Consider the following 17809-nt stretch of genomic DNA (forward strand, 5'->3'; position numbering starts at 1 on the left):
GAAACAATGCCTCTGCGATGCGACGAGAGTTGAGCGGACGGTCTATTTGGCGGGCCTCCGGTTCCGCGACGTGAATAAGGAGCAAACGATGCATGAGATGGTCGATCGAAGAAACTGGTTGAAAACGGCAGGGCTCGCAGCGGTCGGCGCTGGCCTCGGTGTTCACTGTGCCTCGCCACTTGAACCCAATCCGAATGGAACCCAGCTACGGCGGGTGCATGTCTCGCGCAACCGTATTATCAGAACGACGGTTGGTCTACGCCCAACACGGCCATCTGGCTTCGTGCTTCGCTCAGAAACGTTCGGTGACAAAACGATCATCCACAATTTCGGTCATGGCGGAAGTGGCATGTCGCTCTCTTGGGGGACTGCTCACCTGGCCATGGAACTGGCACTTGAGACTGGCGCCTCCCAGGTTGCCGTTGTCGGAGCTGGTGTTGTCGGCTTATCGACCGCACGCCTACTCCAACAGAAGGGTTATCAAGTGACGGTCTACGCAAAAGACCTGCCACCGCGCACAACGTCAAACATGTCAGCCGCGTATTTCGGCCCTACGGGGGCGTATCGTTCCGCATACGAAAACGTTTGGCATCGGGCAACGCGACTCTCCCATCGCTACTTTCAGGACTATCTTGGCGACGAATACGGTGTCCGATGGGTCCCCTACTACTTGGTCTCCCAGAACCCACCGAGCCCTCAGCGCGGCCTTGGTCGGCTCATCGAAGACCTCTACCCTGAAACTGCGCAACTGGACCCCTCAGAGCATCCGTTCCCAACACCCTATGTGCGACGGCGTTGGACACTGCAGTTTGAACCATCCGTCTATCTCAAAGCCCTCCTCCGCGACGTCCGACTCGCCTCTGGCCCTCGGTCGGTGATCGTCAGGGAATTCACTAACCTTGACGAACTACTCATGCTTGATGAACCAGTGATAATGAACTGTACCGGACTAGGGGCTAAGCCACTCTTCGGCGACGAGGAATTACACCCTGTCAAGGGTCAGCTCACCGTATTACTCCCACAGCCCGAAGTGGACTACGCGGTCGTGGGAGGTGGGCTCTACATGTTGCCACGTCGCGACGGAATCATCTTGGGTAGTACCCGAGAGGCGAACGATTGGACATTGGAGCCAAGCGAAACAGAAATGGAACGCGTCATGAATGGAAACGCTGAGTTCTTCGACGCGATGACGTAACGCGTTTAGAATAAAGGGGGCCTGACCACTAAGCTCCCGTGTCAGGCTGGTAGATTTCAGCAGCCAGATGAACTAAACGGAAGCTCCCTCGGGGTACTGAAGCGCTAGACGAAGTTCCGTCGAGAGCGATTCGACCGTCGCCCCCCTACGCTTCCATGCACCCTCAGTCTCAAACCGCAGGTCACCTATCCGCCGGCCCCAAGGCGATATGATCCTGCCAATCGCGCGAAAATCCGTCCTGTCGGCGTGCTCCTGGTCAAGCCGGCTGATAACCGACGGTGAGACTCTGATGAAGGCACGCAGGGCGGTCGCCTTTTTGATGCTATATTTTCGCCCATTCCACGCTGCACCGAATACCTGAGCGACTTGCCGGAAGTAGTTCACATAGAACTTCTTAGCGTCGTTTCGAAACGACGCCGATTTTATTGGCCCGCCGAAAGACTCCGTGGCGAAAAGCTTCTTGAGTTCCTGTGCCAAAGGAGCCTGGGCGACATGACCCTTGCCAACCCCTAATAGCTTGATATCACCGCAGAGTGGGGAATCGCTCCGCTCGGCAAGTGTACGGACGATGTCGTGGGCGGCAGCCAGATTGTCATCGCGATAGAGCTGCCGCCCCGAAAGCGACACGAGGTGCGACGCATTCAACCGGGTGTGCTTCGCATTGATCGTCACAAACATCTGGACCACGTGATCCTCGGGGAGCCGATCAAAAATGACGGCCGGCACACTGAACAGTTCCGTGCCGAATCGCTCGATGTCGGCGTGCAGTGCTAGTAGACGGTGTTGCCCGTCTATGGCACGAAGGACGCCCTCGCGCTCGGGCACCTTCAGAATGCCAAGGCTCGAACCCGCCTGTGCAGCTTCAAACCGCAACGGTTCATCCGACGAGATGATCACCGCGCCAGGAATAGATGGCAGGTCTCTCGCCTGACGACACTGTTCGTAGTATTGGACGAGCTCGTCAATCTTCCGCTTAATGATTTCTCGCTGGTAGGCTCTTTCACTTGAGGCGATCCGACGCTCAAGAAAGTCCCAATTAACCTTCGATTTGCGGCGCTTCCCCCCACGCACCGGTGGCTGGCTCCGTTCGCCGTAACCGAGCACCTCAAACCTAACTAGGCGGTCAATGTCGTCGGCTGTCAGGGAGGCTTGGTAAAAATGCACCCCGAACTGCTGCATGCGAATGGCAGCTACGTTAATCATGATGTGCGCAAGGCCCCTCTCAGGCCCACTAGCACCAACGAGATGCCAGCGATTCCCCGCGCGCAGCGGGCTAACGACCTACCCCATGTGGGTCGCTAAAGACGCGTATAATAACGGCTTATCATGCGGGACTCAACGGCTTTTTCACTGCTCAACCTCATTACGACAAGGAGTTAGGACCTATGTACTCCAGAATCGGCCGTATTCGGTGCCCAAAATGGGGCCATTGGGATAGCTCACAGCGATTCGGCACGATGTTCCTTACCCTAGTCTGTGCTGCGGTTCTGGGTTCAACGCCTGTGCTAGGGCAGCCTTCCAGCAGGCCGTATCCATCGGCACAGCACGGTGGGAACTACATGCACAACTACTACTTTTCACCGGCGCCAAGCTCTACCCCCTGGGCTCCGAGTTGGTCGCCTGACGGCCGCTGGATTGCGGTCGCCATGAACGGGTCAATTTGGAAAGTCGATCCCGAGACCGGGCTCGCGCACGAGCTCAGCTACAACAAAAAATATCACTCAGCACCTGACTGGTCACCTGATGGTCACTGGATCGCCTACACCGCGGATGACGGCGGCACGACCATTCAGCTTGAAGTCGTGAACGTCAACACCCAGAGAGTCCACACACTGACAAGTGATGAGTTCATCTACACCGACCCCGTCTTTTCTCCTGACGGCTTCCAACTCGCCTACGTGTCGACTAAGCCGAACGGCCACTTCAATGTCTATGTCAGGCCGATCCACGACGGGCAGTGGGCCGGAGACGAAATTGCCATCACCAAGGACAATTCGTTCGGCCGCGACCGTCTGTACTTCGGAGAGTGGGACATGCACCTAATGCCAGCTTGGATGCCGAACGGAAGAGAGTTGCTGCTTGTCTCAAATCGTGATGTTCCGTTGGGATCGGGCAATGTCATTCGGTTACCAGTTATTCCATTAGGTATCGAGGAAGCAGAGACGATTCTAGGCGAGCAGACACTCTACCGAACGCGCCCAGATGTCTCGATCGATGGCAAGCGGTTGGTCTACTCGTCTACCTCTGGCACAGCTGACCAATTCTCGAATCTTTACGTGCAACCGACTTCTGGAGGTGAGCCGTACAAGATGACCTTCTTCAACCACGACGCGTTCCACCCGAGATGGTCACCCGATGGTGAGTGGGTCGCCTATGTTTCCAACGCCAATGGCCTACCGCAGTTGGCCCTACTCGAGACGTATGGCGGTGCACAGCGAAGGCTCGAGATTTCTGACCGTCGTTGGAAGCGACCGATGGGCATCCTGTCGTTAAACACTCACGACGGTGCTACCGGTGAAGCAACCGCGGTACGCGTTCACTTAACAGCCAGTGACGGTAAATTTTACGCCCCGACAAACGCTTACGCGAGGGTAACCGGCGAAGGCGACAGGATTTTTCACTCCCGCGGGACCGCTAGGGTCGAACTGCCAGTCGGCACGGTGAATCTGACCGTGGTAAAGGGGTTCGAATTTTCCCCGGAAGAGCTAACGGCAGAAATCACGGCCGGGGAGGTCACAAACCTTACGGTCGGAGTCGACCCGTTGACCGACATGGCTGCCAAAGGCTGGTACAGCGGTTCGACCCATGTTCACATGAATTATGCCGGGAACCTACACAACACACTCGACAACCTGATGATGATGTCTGCCGCCGAGGACCAGGACATCGTCAATGAGCAGATCGCCAACAAAGACAATCGCATTTTGGACCATCACGTTTTCGTTCCCGGCGGTGGTGCACATCCGATATCCACACCAGAGCGCATCCTGGTAGTTGGACAGGAATACCGGCCGCCTTTCTATGGCCATGTCTTTATGTTCGGTCTCGAAGATCATTTAATTTCGCCGTTCACAACCGGCTATGAAGGCACGGCGATCGAGAGCCTGTACCCGAGCAACACCGATATGTTCCTTAAGGCCAAAGCGCAAGGTGCCACGGTCGGTTACGTTCACGCCTTCTTCGGAAACAGTGACCCCCTCGAAGGGGCACTCGGCGGTGCTAAGGGTTTCATGGTAGATGCGGCGTTGGGTACAACTGACGCCGTTGAGTGGTCTGGCGCAGGGCGAGCAGGATTCTTTCCCGTATACGCTGCGTGGAACAACGGTCTCCGTGTCACAGCCGTTGGTGGCGAGGATTCCATTAGTAATTTGCACGCGAGTAAACTGGTTGGGTCGGTGCGCACTTACATCCATACCGGTGAACGCGGCCTAACAATGGACGCTTGGTTCGAGGGACTTCGAGCTGGTCACGCATTCGTGTCAACCGGTCCACTCGTTGAGTTCACCGTTGATGGAGCCATCCCCGGCGAGACGGTGAACCTGCCCGAGCAAGGCGGCACTGTAGAACTTCGAGCCTGGGTCAGGTCGATCACCCCAATCGAACGCCTAATACTCGTTTGGAACGGTGATGTTATTGAAGAGGTGCTTTTAGAGGGAAACCGGCACGAGGCCGAAATGTCACGCACGCTGTCGGTATCCGGCAGCGGATGGTATCACTTACGTGTTGAGGGCCGCTCCGATGAACGTTTTCCTCTTGACGCTGATTTTGCGCAGGCATTCACCAACCCCGTCTGGATAACCGTTGGCGATCACCCGGTTCGGTCGCAAGAGTCTGCTGCCTACTCCTTGCGCTGGATCGATAAGCTACAAGGAATGGCTGAAGCTTGGCCCGGCTGGCGTTCAGTTCGGGAGCGGTCGCACGTCTTCGAGCAATTCGAACAGGCTCGCCAGGTGTATCGCGGTTTCATTGAAGAGTCACGATAGTTAACTTCGCTCGTGAATTGCGCCACAAGCCGGTATCTGGTAGAGTAGCAAGCACTTCGCGGGATTTGGCCGCCGCGTCGAAAACCTACTGAGTCACATCCGTGTGTAGGGCGCTGAGCGTAGGTGCCTCTTGGCTGCGACGGATGGCTGCCGTTCAGAAACCCCGCCCTACTCTGTCCGTAGCGAGCGAAAGAATGGTGGAGTTGGAGGGACTCAAGTCGAACACTTAAGGGGGAAGGCTTATGGCCCAACGAGGACGACCGACGCTCCAGAAACGCCAGAAAGAACGCGCTCGAGTCGAGCGACAAAAGGATCGGATGGCGCGGAAGGAAGCTGCCAAAGAGCGCCGTGCTAACGCGCCCGAACGTTCTAGAGATGCTGATCCAGATCTTGCTGGCATCATAGCCGGCCCACAGCCGATGCCCGATTGGCAGGCCGAGGCATTTGCCGAACTCGAGGCTGATGCTGATGAGGAACAGAAAGATTTGCAGGACGCTTGAGGCTCGGCGCATCACTAGTGCTCGCAAAGGCAATTCTCAACGAGCGTGACCAGAAGAGGTGCTGGTAACCTCTTCTTGCCAGTGGCCTAGCGTCTAACAGCGGTCTCAACGCCGCGCACTCGCCACGATGTATACGCCAACCAACTGACCGGTAATAGCACCAATAGGTAAGTCAAATACTGCCCATACCTGCCGTCTGGGCCATAGGGCTCAGTCGCCCAGTGGAGCGGTTCGCTATAGGGAAAAATGTTGGCCTCGGTCAACTCGTGAAATCCGTAAATGAATAGCTGTACAACGAAAACCATCAGAAAGATTGCGGTGACTTGGAAGAACCTCGTCAGATTCACCCGATGGCCATAGCGAGACCAGAGCCAAGCCACAAACGCGGCGCTCAGAATGCCAGCTGTCGCCCCCACAACGAGTTGTGCTGACCGCACTTGAAACAGCAGCGCGTTCATCAAAAGCGCTGCCTCCATCCCTTCCCGTGTGATCATTAGCAGTGTGAAGCCAAAAACTCCAAGGAAAGCCCACACGCCAGGTCTTTGGCTCGACTCCCGCAATCGCTCTTCAATTTCACCCTTCAGCTTCTTCGCGACACGCAACATATGGAATGTTAGCGAAGCCACCATCACACCTGCGGCAATTGCCAATACACCCTCCCACAAAGCCTGATTGGAAGCCCGTTGGAAGGCAATACCGGCCAAAATACTCAGGGCGATCGAAACAACGATGCCCCAATAAATGGCCGGAATAAGCTGCGCCCGGCCACTTTTTCGCAGGTAGGCCAAGCTAATGGCGATAATAAGAAACGCTTCGAGCCCTTCCCTGAGCGTGATAACGAAGGCTTGCAGCATGAGTCCTCACGGCTTTCCCACTACCAAATGCACCAATAAAATGAGATTCAGTCTCAGTATTAACTGGTAAGTCTACTGTCAAGGACGAGAATCGGTCAACTGTGATCGTTGCCCAAGTTGAGGTGCCAAGTTAAAGTTGTATAGAGCGAAACCACATCTATACGCGTGAGGCCAACAATGTCTTTACGATCTACCACTATTCATCTCGTATTCTGCTGCGTTGCCCTGCCTCTCATGGTTACGTCGGTCACGGCTCACCCCGTCGCTCAACAAAACCTGGACGAGAGAGCGCGCGCGTTGCAGAAAGAGACACCGCTAATCGACGGCCATAATGACTTCCCGTGGGCCTTACGGCAGAACGTTGAACGAGATTTGAATCGGTTGGATATTCGTGTTGCACAGCCGTCAATCCACACCGACATTCCACGATTGCGTGAAGGTGGGGTCGGTGCCCAGTTTTGGTCGGTCTATGTTCCAGCTAGCTTCGTCGGAGCTGATGCGGTCACGGCGACACTCGAAGAAGTCGACACCGTGCACCAGATGATGCGCCGCTATCCCGAAGCGTTCGAACTGGCACTCACGGCTGACGATGTTGAACGAATCTTTCGTGGCGGTAAAGTCGCTTCAATGATGGGCATGGAAGGCGGCCATTCAATCGATTCTTCGCTAGCAACGCTTCGCATGTTCTACCGGCTCGGTGTCCGCTACATGACACTGACCCATGGCAGTAATGTCCCATGGGCTGATTCCAGCACCGACGAACCGGTACTTGGTGGACTATCGCGATTCGGCGAGGAGGTCATCCGTGAGATGAATTGGCTCGGCATGCTCATCGACCTGAGCCATGTCTCGCCTGATACGATGCGGGACGCCCTCCGAATAACTGAAGCCCCGGTCATCTTTTCGCATTCCTCCGCGCGCGCGTTGACTGACGTGCCGCGTAACGTGCCAGATGACGTGCTTCGCCTGGTAGCCGAGAATGGCGGTGTCGTAATGGTGACCTTCGTGCCGCAGTTTATCTCGCCTGACGTCGCGGGCCATGGCCGAGCAGCCGAGGTGGAGGAGTTAAGATTGGAAGCCGCGTATCCTGGCAACGCGAACGCCATCGAAGCCGGAATGCAAACCTGGCTAGAAGCGAATCCGACGCCGCGCGCAACGCTCAGCCAGGTCGCCGACCACATCGATCACGTCCGCGACATCGCAGGGCTCGAGCACATCGGTATCGGCAGTGATTTCGACGGAATCTCAAGTGTGCCGGTAGGTTTAGAGGATGTGTCGACCTACCCGTCCCTGACGGCCGAACTGCTACGGAGAGGTTACACTGATGAGCACGTGATGGGCATTCTCGGCGTAAACGTGCTACGGGTGATGCGTGAAGCCGAAGCGGTCGCCGAACGTCTCCAACGTACACGACCGCCATCACCAACGCTTATCGAACACCTGGATGGGAGATAGCGAGATTCCTAATGAAATTCTGGATAAGCAAGATGTGGGAGAGTCGGTTACTTTCTGCCGCCATGATTGCAATGTGCTCGGCCACACAACCTTTGGCAGCCCAAACATTTTCCGACGAGCTGTGGAATGCTAACCAGAATGTGTACGATGCGATCCTCGAACACCCGTTTTTGACCGGAATGCAGGATGGGTCACTTCCTCCTGATATCTTCGCCTCCTACGTCGTTCAGGACACCCTTTATTTGCAAGCTTTCGCGGACGCACTAACAACTGCGGCCACCAAGGCTCCCGACCGGGCATGGGCCAAACAGTTAGCTGCCGATGCACAGGATAGCCTTGAAGAAGAGCGTCGGTTACATAGAGAGGTCTTTGCGAGTCTCGGTATAAGTGAGGCGGAGGCTGCGAAGATTGATTCGACGCCAAACGCTTTTGCTTACGCTAACTTCCTCATCGTCACCGCTGACCACCGCCCATTTGCAGAAGTGATCGCAGCCTTATTGCCGTGCTATTGGATTTACTGGGAGGTTGGGAAAGCGCTCCAATCCAGTGGTTCGCCGAACCCACTCTACCAAGCCTGGATCGACACCTATATTGCGCCTGGATACGCGGACACCGTTACCGCCGTCATCCAAATGGTCGACTCAGTGGCCGCGACCGCCGATGCAACGACCCGGGAACGGATGCACGAACACTTCCGCCGTAGCAGCAGTTACGAGTGGCTGTTCTGGGACGCAGCCTATCGGAGCCAGACCTGGCCATCTAGATAACCTGGATATGGAGCACTTAACCCGCCTGACGTGACGGCTTGGTAGGCTTACGCTTACTCTGAGCGAAGAACCGATCACAGGCTTGTGTGAACCGCTTGGTTATACGTTTTCCCTCCTCACCGTATGGCGGTGGGAGCCGCTTCCACTCTAGCTGAACCCGCTTGGCTTCTTCCACGCTCGCACGACGCTCGGCCGCAGGATCGACCTTGGCACCCATCGTATTGGCAGCTAGCGTCTCACGCCAACTGCTGGCTAGAAGCTCGGCTGGAGATAATTCGGTCTTAGTATCCACCTTGTCCGACACGAGCAGACTCTCAATCCGTTCACACAGCAGCTCCATCCTCTGTCGGCTCACCTCCGGATCGAGGTCCGTATCATGAAATGCCTCGGGAAACCTCTCGACGAGCCTACCGATCGAATCATGGAATCTGGAGTTGAGCTGCCGGGCACGCTGTTCCGGCAATCCATCAGCCTGCCCCCACTGACGACGAACGGCTGACACTTGGTCTGCCATATCCTCCGGTGGGGTTGGCGACGCCTCGCCTTTGGCAACTGATTCGAGAGGAAGAAGTGCTTCAAGCCTTGCGCACAACGTCTCACGAGCAGCAATCTGGTCAGCCAGCCGCGCTTCTTCCTGCTCGGTCAACCTTTCCGAAACTTTCGTGCAGGCAACTCGAAACCGTTGCCAGATTGCATCCGACTTGCTTCGCTTGACGGGCCCAATCCTCCGCCATTCCATCTCAAGCCGTCTAACCGTTTTTACTGCTTCAGCATCAGCCGAATCGGCTAACGCTTCAGCTTGTTTGCAGAGCGCTTCCTTATGGGAGTAGTTCTTTGCCCAGACCTCCTTCTGTTGATTGAGATTTGCTTTACGTCGTTCAAAAAACTGGTCGCAAGCTCCACGAAACCGCTTCCAGGTCGCTTGTGAGTGCTTCCTTGGCACTCCACCGATGGCCTTCCATACGGCCTGTAACTCCACGATACGCGCCGCCGTCTTGAGCCAATCGGTCGATGTCACCAATGCTTCAACCTGCTCACACAGCGCTATCTTCTTTATTAGATTTGCCTTCCTAGCTTTGGCTTGCTCTGCAAAATATGTTGCGCACCTCGCATAAGCCTGATCATGGGCAGTCTTGAAGCGCTGCCAAAGCTCAGCAGCTCGCTCACGAGGCACCGTCGCAACGGTTTTCCACTGGGCAACGACCTCACGCAACTCACGTGCTACCTCAGCCAAGTCTTCACGGTCGGCTAACGCCTCAACACGTTGACAAAGTTCTTCTTGGACATTTACATTTGCCCAGCGCCTCCAGGACTCGATCTCACGAAGCTCATACAGCTTCGGATGGAGCATCTTCTGCAATGCTTTCAACCGCGCCTCAAATGAAGTACGGTCGTGTTTTGTTGGCAAGGCCGGTGTATGCTCGAGTGCCTTGCGGACGTCTCGGTAGCCGCGCTCCACCTGCTTCAATGTCATCACAGGCGAAACGGTGAGCGCCTCAAGCTGATCGCAACGCTGCGTCAACCGCGAGAGATTAATCCGACGCCGTTCAGTTTCTGAAGCGCGTATAGCTTCTTTCTTCGTGCGCAACGCATCGTTGATCGCATGGACCCGACCTCGGAGCCCCTCTGTCCAAGAACCTTCAAGCCTCGGCCATCCCTTCTTTAAAGACGGCCAGGTCGATGAGACCTCGTCAAGAGCGCCCGCGGCAACCTTCGCTTCTATCGATTCGAGATCCTTTTCGACCTGGTGTCGCCAGGAGAGAATCTCACTGAACATTTCATGACGCCTGAGCGCTGAGGCACATCCATCGTCGAACCGTCTCGTCAGTCCAGAGCTTTCCTCGACGCTTAACAACTCTGCAGCCGGTAACACATCCCAAGCCGTCTTTGCCGACTCCACCTCCGCCGGCACATCTTTACCCTCAGCGCGCTCGACACACTCGCATAGGGTGACCCGTGGCGCAGCCTGCTCGGCCCGCTTCTTGCGTCGCAGAGCCTCATCCGCCTGAGACCGATGATGCTCGTCAATACGTTTTCTTAGTACGGTCACCGCGGTCACGAATCGATTCGAGCAACCGTCTTCGGATTGATCGCCTCCGCCTAGATTAGACCAGGCGCTCTCCGCTTCGCGCAGTCCATCGATAACAACCGACCAGTCTTCAGAACCACTCAGACCTTCAACCCGTTCACAGAGTTCCACACGCTTGGCTTCGCTGTCAGCATCAGCACCGGCTACTATTTCTCGTTCCTTGACCACTGCTCTTGCTCGCCGGGCCACAATCTTATTCTTGGCACGCAAGGCGATTGCAGCTAAACCACGAGCTGCATCTGTGTTTGACGGCGGCGCTTCAGCCAATCGGCTAAACGCAGTAAGGGCAACATCCTTGTGATCGCTCTTTATTGCCACCGCGATAAGTTCACCGGTCTCATCGGTGCTAAGCCTTGAAAGCGCTTCAAGGCGTACGCCGTTATAGCCAGCGCGGCGCGCCAACCCACCGAGCAATTTAACTTCGGTCACCCGTGTCAAAGCTTCGGTGGCAATCGACTCATGGTCGGCGGCACGTGCCACATCAGCAAGGTCCCGTTGATCGGTAAGCGCCCTGAGTGCAGTAACGCCAATCGCGACATCGTTGGTGGTTGTTACTAGATCGACCAATATAGCGGCTGCCGTCGCGCGCACCATTTCATCCGCTTCTTCACGCACAATCGCCGTCAGCGCCTCGAGATCGTCCAGACGCTCAACTGCTACCTGACGCACTTTCGCGTCGACATCGCTTCTCAAAATTTCAAGCAGGATTTCGTCCGTATCCTCATCATCAGCAAGCTGCCGCACAGCCGCAACGCGAACCGCTGGGTCTTCGTGCTTCCACTCTGGGTTAGGCCGGATCTTATCGAGGATGCTCATCAATTCGTGTCAGCGTTAATATGCCACGTGTCCATAGTTTACAAAACCCCGACGAACTCGCGCCACTGGTCTAAGTAAGCCGGGCTACGCCAGGCGACTAGACAGGTTCGCCGATAATTATGCATACTCGAGGTCGGGTTGTGGACTGTCGGCTCCGTCAGCCTAGCCTGATCCCGACCCCTGTGGAATCAGAGGTTTCGGATCGCAATCCAAAATATATGAGTTCAGGCGCCCAGTGATGTTCATCTCGTTAAATTAAGGAGTCCCTCATGCCCCTGCGTGCTGTTATCGGAACTGCGTGTCTCAGTGTCCTGTTTGCTGCCGTCCCCGCCTCGGCCCAAAACCCGGTCGTCGTCATTGAAACCAGTGTTGGGAACATTACAGCCGAGCTCTATCGAGACAAGGCGCCGATTAGCGTTGAGAACTTTCTTGGCTATGTGGAGTCTGGGTTTTTTGGCGGCACGATCTTCCACCGAGTGATCAAGGGCTTCATGATTCAGGGTGGCGGCTTCACCCAAGAAATGATGCGGAAGGAGACCAACGCGTCGATCAAGAACGAAGCGACTAACGGCGTGGGAAACGAGCGGGGCACCTTGGCGATGGCACGTACCGGCGAAGTTGACAGTGCAACGGCGCAGTTCTTTATTAATACCGTAAACAATCGTGCTCTAAATAACCGAGGTACCGACCCTGCTCAATACGGCTACGCGGTCTTCGGCAAGGTTACTGACGGGATGAACGTGGTTGATCAAATTGAGAATGCAGCCACTGGGACGAGCGGACCCTATCGGGATGTGCCGTCAACGCCGATCGTAATCAACGCCATCCGTCTTCAGTAGTCACTTCCTGCCCTGGGCACCGCAACACGCGACGCCCAGGGCTGCCCCACCCGCTGCCGCGTCGTATCGCTGCTGTTGCCAATGGATAAGTCCATTTCTCGACTGTTTTTTTCGTTCGGCGCTTTTGAAAACCACGTTCGTGCGGCCCTGTACCGGGAAAAACCCGGCGAGGCGGCCCACCTTGATATGGCGCCCCGCCCACGCCGGCCGCTACACAAGGATAAGACTTCGTTACGTAAAGCGGCCGGCCTCCTTCTTCTATATCCTCTCGACGGAAAGCCCCACATGCTCTTAACTGAGCGAGCTGGCACGCTGCCTCGGCATGGTGGGCAAGTCTCGTTACCTGGCGGCACCCTTGAGCCTTCCGAGACTATCGAGGCTACGGCGTTACGAGAAGCATTCGAAGAATGTGGTGTGCAACCTGATACCGTACGCGTGTTGGGTACACTCACCCCGATTCAAATCCCGGTCAGTAGCTTTCTTCTATATCCTATCGTCGGTGCCATATCGGAGCGGCCCGAATTTCGACCCAACTCTAGTGAAGTCACCCGGGTCTTGGAAGCTGCGGTCCAAGTGCTCCTTGAGCCGGGTTGTCTTGGGCGCCGTCACCAGACACGCGACGGCATTGATATCGACGTTCCGTACTTCGATCTCTCGGGGATACGGGTGTGGGGTGCAACAGCGATGATAATCGCCGAGTTTCTTCACCTGCTCGGCTACGAACCCGACCCGTGGACCTGATCCGTCGGGCCACCTAACGATCCACACCGAACGACCGAAACAAGGGAAGAGTCCCTGGGTTGTCTCCCTCTCGTAGGTAAACCACCACTCCCCAGCGGCTAAGGAGGTACTCGCAGTTTGGCTCGTCGAAAGTCCAAGAAAAAAAGGGGAGCACTGCTCGATCTCACCGAAGGCGACGATTCACTGTCGCGCGGAAAGCGGAAGGGCAGCAGCGTGCCCGAAGAGCCCAGCGTCTCTCTGCATGAAGCTGCGGAAGCGCGCTATCTTAATTACGCTCTTTCGGTTATCACCTCCCGCGCGCTACCTGACGTTCGCGACGGGCTCAAACCTGTGCAGCGTCGCATCCTCTACACGATGTGGGACCAGCGTCTCACAGCTGATGTTAAGCATCGCAAGTGCGCCAAGGTGGTCGGCGACGTTATGGGAAATTACCACCCGCACGGCGACACGGCCCTCTACGATTCCCTAGTGCGCATGGCACAGCCGTTCTCATTGCGTTACCCCCTCATCGACGGCTCGGGCAACTTCGGGTCACTCGATGGCGACCGCGCAGCAGCGATGCGGTACACCGAATGTCGTCTCGCACGAGTGGCGGACGATATTCTTACCGAAATCGATCAGGGAACGGTGAGTTTCCAACCCAACTACGACGGTAGCCGCCAAGAGCCGACGGTTCTTCCCTCGCGTCTCCCCAACTTGCTCATTAATGGCGCGACCGGTATCGCGGTCGGCATGGCAACCAATATCCCACCGCACAACCTTGGCGAAGTCTGTACCGCGCTACTCAAGCTTCTCGACAGTGATTTCGAGCTGAGCTCGGTCCGACTATGCCAGTGGGTTAAAGGCCCTGACTTCCCGACCGGGGGTCAGATCTTGAACTCGCCCAAAGAACTAAAGAGTATCTACAAAACTGGCTCGGGTGTTATCCGTCTGCGCGCTACCTGGAAAACTGGACCCACTACGCGCAGTGGCAAGCTCGTCTACATCACGAGCGTGCCCTACACCGTAAACAAAGCGCAACTCATCGAGCGAATCGCCGCCGTGGCGTTAAGTCGCAAGCTGCCGCCGTTGCTCGATGTCAGGGACCTCTCGACCGACGAAATCTGTATTGCGCTAGAACTCAAGCGAGAAGCAGACGAGAAGATGGTGTTGGCCTATCTCTTCAAGCATACGCCGTTACAAACGAGCATCACCGTCAACCTAACGTGCCTTGTGCCAGAAGAACTCCCAGACGGTCGAGAGGTTGGCCGGCCCTATCAGCTCGACCTGCATGAAGCGTTGTTTAACTTCCTAAAGTTCCGGTTGGTTGTGGTCACCCGTCGGCTCGAGCACGAGTTGGCAGCGCTCAAACGACGGATACACATTCTCGAAGGCTTTGCGAAAGTCTTCGACGCCCTCGACGCCATCATCAAATTGATACGTGGCTCCGACGGAAAAGCCGATGCCGCAAAGAAAATAATGAAGCGGTTCTCGCTCGATGCGGAGCAAACCGATGCAGTCCTTGAACTAAAGATCTATCGGCTAGCACGACTGGAAATTCTTCAAATTCGAGAAGAACTCTCAGCCAAGAAACGACGGGCGCGAAAAATCGGTGGCTTACTAAAGGACGAAGAAGCTCGCTGGACGCTGGTCCGCGACGAAATTGTGGACATCCAAAAAACCTACGGGAGCGCGAAGGCCGACGGCCGCCGGACTGCCATTGAGCCCGACGAGGACGACGTCGAATACTCAGCTGAAGATTTCATCGTCGAAGAAGATAACTTCGTCATCGTATCGTGCGACGGTTGGGTAAAACGCCAGAAGAACCCCCCTGACCTATCTACAACCCGTCTACGTGAAGGTGATTCGGTGCTGAGCGTCCTAGCTGGCAGCACAAGATCGACGGCTGCGTTTTTCACTAACTACGGTACCGCCTACACATGTCGGATCATTGACGTGCCAGCATCAACCGGTCACGGCGAACCGATTCAACGGTTATTTAAACTGAAAGATGGCGAGCGGATCGTTGCAGCGGTAAGCCTCGACCCTCGAGCAACCACCGGCGACATTGTCGCCGCGACGGAGGATGATGTCCCCCCTGTGCACGGAGTCGCGGTGACCAGCGACGGCTACAGTCTGCGCTTTGGTCTCCAGTCGTTCGTCGAACCAAGCACCCGTACCGGGCGCCGGTTCGCTCGTCCCGCGAAAAGCACCGAGGTCATTGGTGTCGCCACCACGACCGGCGAAGAAATCTTGATCGTTGCGACGCAGCAGGCACGAGCACTCCTTTGCCGTGCTGACGAGATTAACTATCTCTCGGGACCCGGCAAGGGTGTAATCCTGATTAAGATCAAGCGGGACACCGACCGCGTGCTCGGCTTCGTGGCATCGACGGGCGAACGCGACCTGCTGACAGTGGAAACCAGCCGCAGCGCGACACAGACCATTAGCACCGCAAAATATGAGGTCACTGGGCGCGGCGGTAAAGGCCGGGAACTCCTTCAACGAGGACAATTCATGCGAGTCATTCCAGCCCAGCCCGAGGTGCCGGCCGTACCAGTCGACAACTGAGGCTGACATCTAATAGGCACATTTATGGCACGCAGCTATACAGCGAAAAACATCACAGTTCTCGAGGGACTTGAACCCGTTCGAAAGCGACCGGGCATGTACATCGGCGGGGTGGGTTCCCCTGGTCTCCACCATCTCGTCTGGGAAATCGTCGACAACGCAGTCGACGAAGCGATGAATGGTCACGCGTCATCGATCGCACTGACTTTACACGCCGACGGCGCCTCCGTGACAGTGAATGACGACGGCCGCGGTATCCCGGTGGACAGACACGCCAAGACGAAGAAAAGTGCCATGGAGGTCATTTTCACTACCCTGCACGCCGGTGGGAAATTCGAACAGGAAACCTACAAGACAGCAGGTGGCCTGCACGGCGTCGGTGCAAGCGTTGTGAACGCGTTGTCAAAGGAATTCGTGGCAACGTCCAAGCGCGACGGCCATCAATGGCAGCAGCGCTTCAAACGAGGTAAACCGACAGGACCGGTCAAGAAAATCGGCACCTCCCGCGGTACGGGTACCACTGTCTTGTTCAGACCCGACCCCACCATTTTCCCTAAGGTCCAGTTCGATCCTGCTCTTCTAGGCGAGCGTCTGGAAATTATCAGTTACCTCCATCAGGGCCTAAAAATTACTTTCGAGGACGAGACCAATAAGACCAAGGTCGTCCATCAGCACAACGACGGCCTAGTCGAGTACCTGCGGGGCCTTGTTTCGGAACGGTCGGCCAAAGTGGTCCATGAGGCCCCATTCGCGATGCTCAAGGATGCAAACGGCAGCGGGATCCGTATCGGCCTCGTCTTACACTGGACGGAATCAACCGAGGAGAACCTACGGAGCTATGTCAACGGGATCCCAACTGGCTCGGGTGGGACCCACGAGAACGGCTTCCGTGCGGGACTCGGTAAGGCGGTACGCAACTTCATAGATACCCACCAACTGTCACCTAAGGGAGTCACGATTACTGCGGAAGACTTACGCGAAGGGCTAATCGGCATCCTCAGCGTATTCATGGGTAACCCGCAGTTCCAAGGCCAAACCAAGGACCGGCTTAACAACCCCGAGCTGACAGCCGTCGTCGACTCGACAGTACGTCCGGTACTCGAGCACTGGCTGAACCACAACAGTTCCGTCGCTGAGGCAATCGTCGCGCGGGTCATTCTCGCAGCGCGCGCCAGAGAGGCAAGCCGTGCGGCTCAGGAGCAAGTTTCCCGTAAGAGCGCTACGTCGAATCGATTAAATCTACCCGGGAAACTCAGTGATTGTACTCGGTCAGGCGCGACCGATAGCGAGCTCTTCATCGTGGAGGGTGACTCAGCAGGGGGATCGGCTAAGCAGGGTCGCGATCGGACCCGTCAGGCCATTTTACCGCTACGCGGTAAGGTCCTGAATGTCGAGAGTGCCACGATCGCAAAAGTTTTGGAAAACAAGGAGCTCTCTGATTTGGTGACCGCACTCGGCTGTGGCCTTGGAAAAAACTTCGATTTGTCGCGACTGCGTTACGAACGGCTCATCCTGTTGGCCGACGCTGACTCGGACGGGAATCACATCGCAACGCTACTACTGACATTCATCTACCGTCATCTTCCGCAGCTCATTTCGAACGGCAAGGTGTTTCTCGCGCAACCACCGCTTTACCGGATCGACATCGGCAAGGAAACTCACTGGGCACTCGACACAGCCCAGCGTGACGCGGTCATCACCAAACACGGCAAGCCGGGTCCTGGAAAAGCCACGCCGGAAATTACGAGGTTCAAAGGCTTGGGCGAAATGATGCCCAAGGTGCTCTGGGAAACAACTATGAATCCAAAAACCCGGCGGCTCCTTAAGGTCAACATCACTGACCACATCATCACGGACCGGGTGATCAATAACCTAATGGGTAAAGATGCCTCAGCACGTTACCGTTTCATTACGGAGCGCGCCGACGAGGCTGACCACCTTGATATCTGATCGGCTCGAGACCACTGCCCACATGCAACTAGACGAGAGTCGGCCTAGTTAGTTCTGGTCAACTGAATCG

The 17809-nt window shown here is 56.1% G+C and carries 12 protein-coding genes; 9 read left to right on the forward strand and 3 right to left on the reverse strand.

Annotated elements, in window-relative coordinates; translation table 11 throughout:
- Positions 1 to 97 precede the first annotated feature (97 nt).
- Entirely contained in the window at positions 98 to 1195 is a 1098-nt protein-coding gene (locus QGH09_03995) for an FAD-dependent oxidoreductase (protein ID HJO17346.1), read from the forward strand.
- Between the two features lie 72 nt (positions 1196 to 1267).
- On the opposite strand, the gene QGH09_04000 is transcribed toward QGH09_03995, so the two are convergent.
- Positions 1268 to 2398 carry a DGQHR domain-containing protein gene (locus QGH09_04000; protein HJO17347.1) on the reverse strand — a complete coding sequence of 377 codons (1131 nt, stop codon included), beginning with the start codon at positions 2396 to 2398 and terminating at the stop codon, positions 1268 to 1270.
- A 182-nt stretch (positions 2399 to 2580) separates the two neighbouring features.
- Here QGH09_04000 and QGH09_04005 point away from each other — a divergent pair, with 182 nt between their 5' ends.
- Positions 2581 to 5178 carry a CehA/McbA family metallohydrolase gene (locus QGH09_04005; GenBank protein ID HJO17348.1) on the forward strand — a complete coding sequence of 866 codons (2598 nt, stop codon included), beginning with the start codon at positions 2581 to 2583 and terminating at the stop codon, positions 5176 to 5178.
- Positions 5179 to 5420: 242 nt separating this feature from the next.
- On the forward strand, positions 5421 to 5678 hold the full coding sequence (locus QGH09_04010) for a hypothetical protein (GenBank protein ID HJO17349.1): 258 nt from the start codon (positions 5421 to 5423) through the stop codon (positions 5676 to 5678).
- Between the two features lie 86 nt (positions 5679 to 5764).
- Here the strand turns inward: QGH09_04010 and QGH09_04015 are convergent, their stop codons facing one another.
- The gene (locus QGH09_04015; protein HJO17350.1) at positions 5765 to 6532 is read right to left on the reverse strand and encodes an FTR1 family protein; all 768 of its coding nucleotides are present in this window, start codon (positions 6530 to 6532) and stop codon (positions 5765 to 5767) included.
- 177 nt (positions 6533 to 6709) lie between these two features.
- Between QGH09_04015 and QGH09_04020 the strand changes: the two genes are divergently transcribed.
- Both QGH09_04020 and tenA read left to right on the forward strand, forming a co-directional pair.
- Positions 6710 to 7987: a dipeptidase gene (locus QGH09_04020; protein HJO17351.1), complete on the forward strand. Its 1278-nt coding sequence runs from the start codon at positions 6710 to 6712 to the stop codon at positions 7985 to 7987.
- An 11-nt stretch (positions 7988 to 7998) separates the two neighbouring features.
- Entirely contained in the window at positions 7999 to 8754 is a 756-nt protein-coding gene (tenA, locus tag QGH09_04025; GenBank protein HJO17352.1) for a thiaminase II, read from the forward strand.
- 16 nt (positions 8755 to 8770) lie between these two features.
- Here tenA and QGH09_04030 read toward each other — a convergent pair whose 3' ends face one another.
- Positions 8771 to 11659 (reverse strand): DUF349 domain-containing protein, encoded by a 2889-nt coding sequence (locus tag QGH09_04030; protein HJO17353.1) that lies wholly within the window; start codon positions 11657 to 11659, stop codon positions 8771 to 8773.
- A gap of 269 nt (positions 11660 to 11928) precedes the next feature.
- Between QGH09_04030 and QGH09_04035 the strand changes: the two genes are divergently transcribed.
- The 4 genes from QGH09_04035 to QGH09_04050 all read left to right on the forward strand — a co-directional run bounded on the left by QGH09_04035 (position 11929) and on the right by QGH09_04050 (position 17739).
- Positions 11929 to 12498 (forward strand): peptidylprolyl isomerase, encoded by a 570-nt coding sequence (locus QGH09_04035; protein ID HJO17354.1) that lies wholly within the window; start codon positions 11929 to 11931, stop codon positions 12496 to 12498.
- Positions 12499 to 12579: 81 nt separating this feature from the next.
- Positions 12580 to 13239, forward strand: a complete 660-nt coding sequence (locus tag QGH09_04040; GenBank protein ID HJO17355.1) for a CoA pyrophosphatase — start codon at positions 12580 to 12582, stop codon at positions 13237 to 13239.
- A 117-nt stretch (positions 13240 to 13356) separates the two neighbouring features.
- The gene (locus QGH09_04045; protein ID HJO17356.1) at positions 13357 to 15789 is read left to right on the forward strand and encodes a DNA topoisomerase IV subunit A; all 2433 of its coding nucleotides are present in this window, start codon (positions 13357 to 13359) and stop codon (positions 15787 to 15789) included.
- A gap of 24 nt (positions 15790 to 15813) precedes the next feature.
- The gene (locus QGH09_04050; protein ID HJO17357.1) at positions 15814 to 17739 is read left to right on the forward strand and encodes a DNA topoisomerase IV subunit B; all 1926 of its coding nucleotides are present in this window, start codon (positions 15814 to 15816) and stop codon (positions 17737 to 17739) included.
- The last annotated feature ends 70 nt before the right edge of the window (positions 17740 to 17809 follow it).

The sequence above is a fragment of the Vicinamibacterales bacterium genome (genome assembly GCA_036012125.1).
Taxonomy (GTDB): domain Bacteria; phylum Acidobacteriota; class Vicinamibacteria; order Vicinamibacterales; family UBA823; genus UBA11600.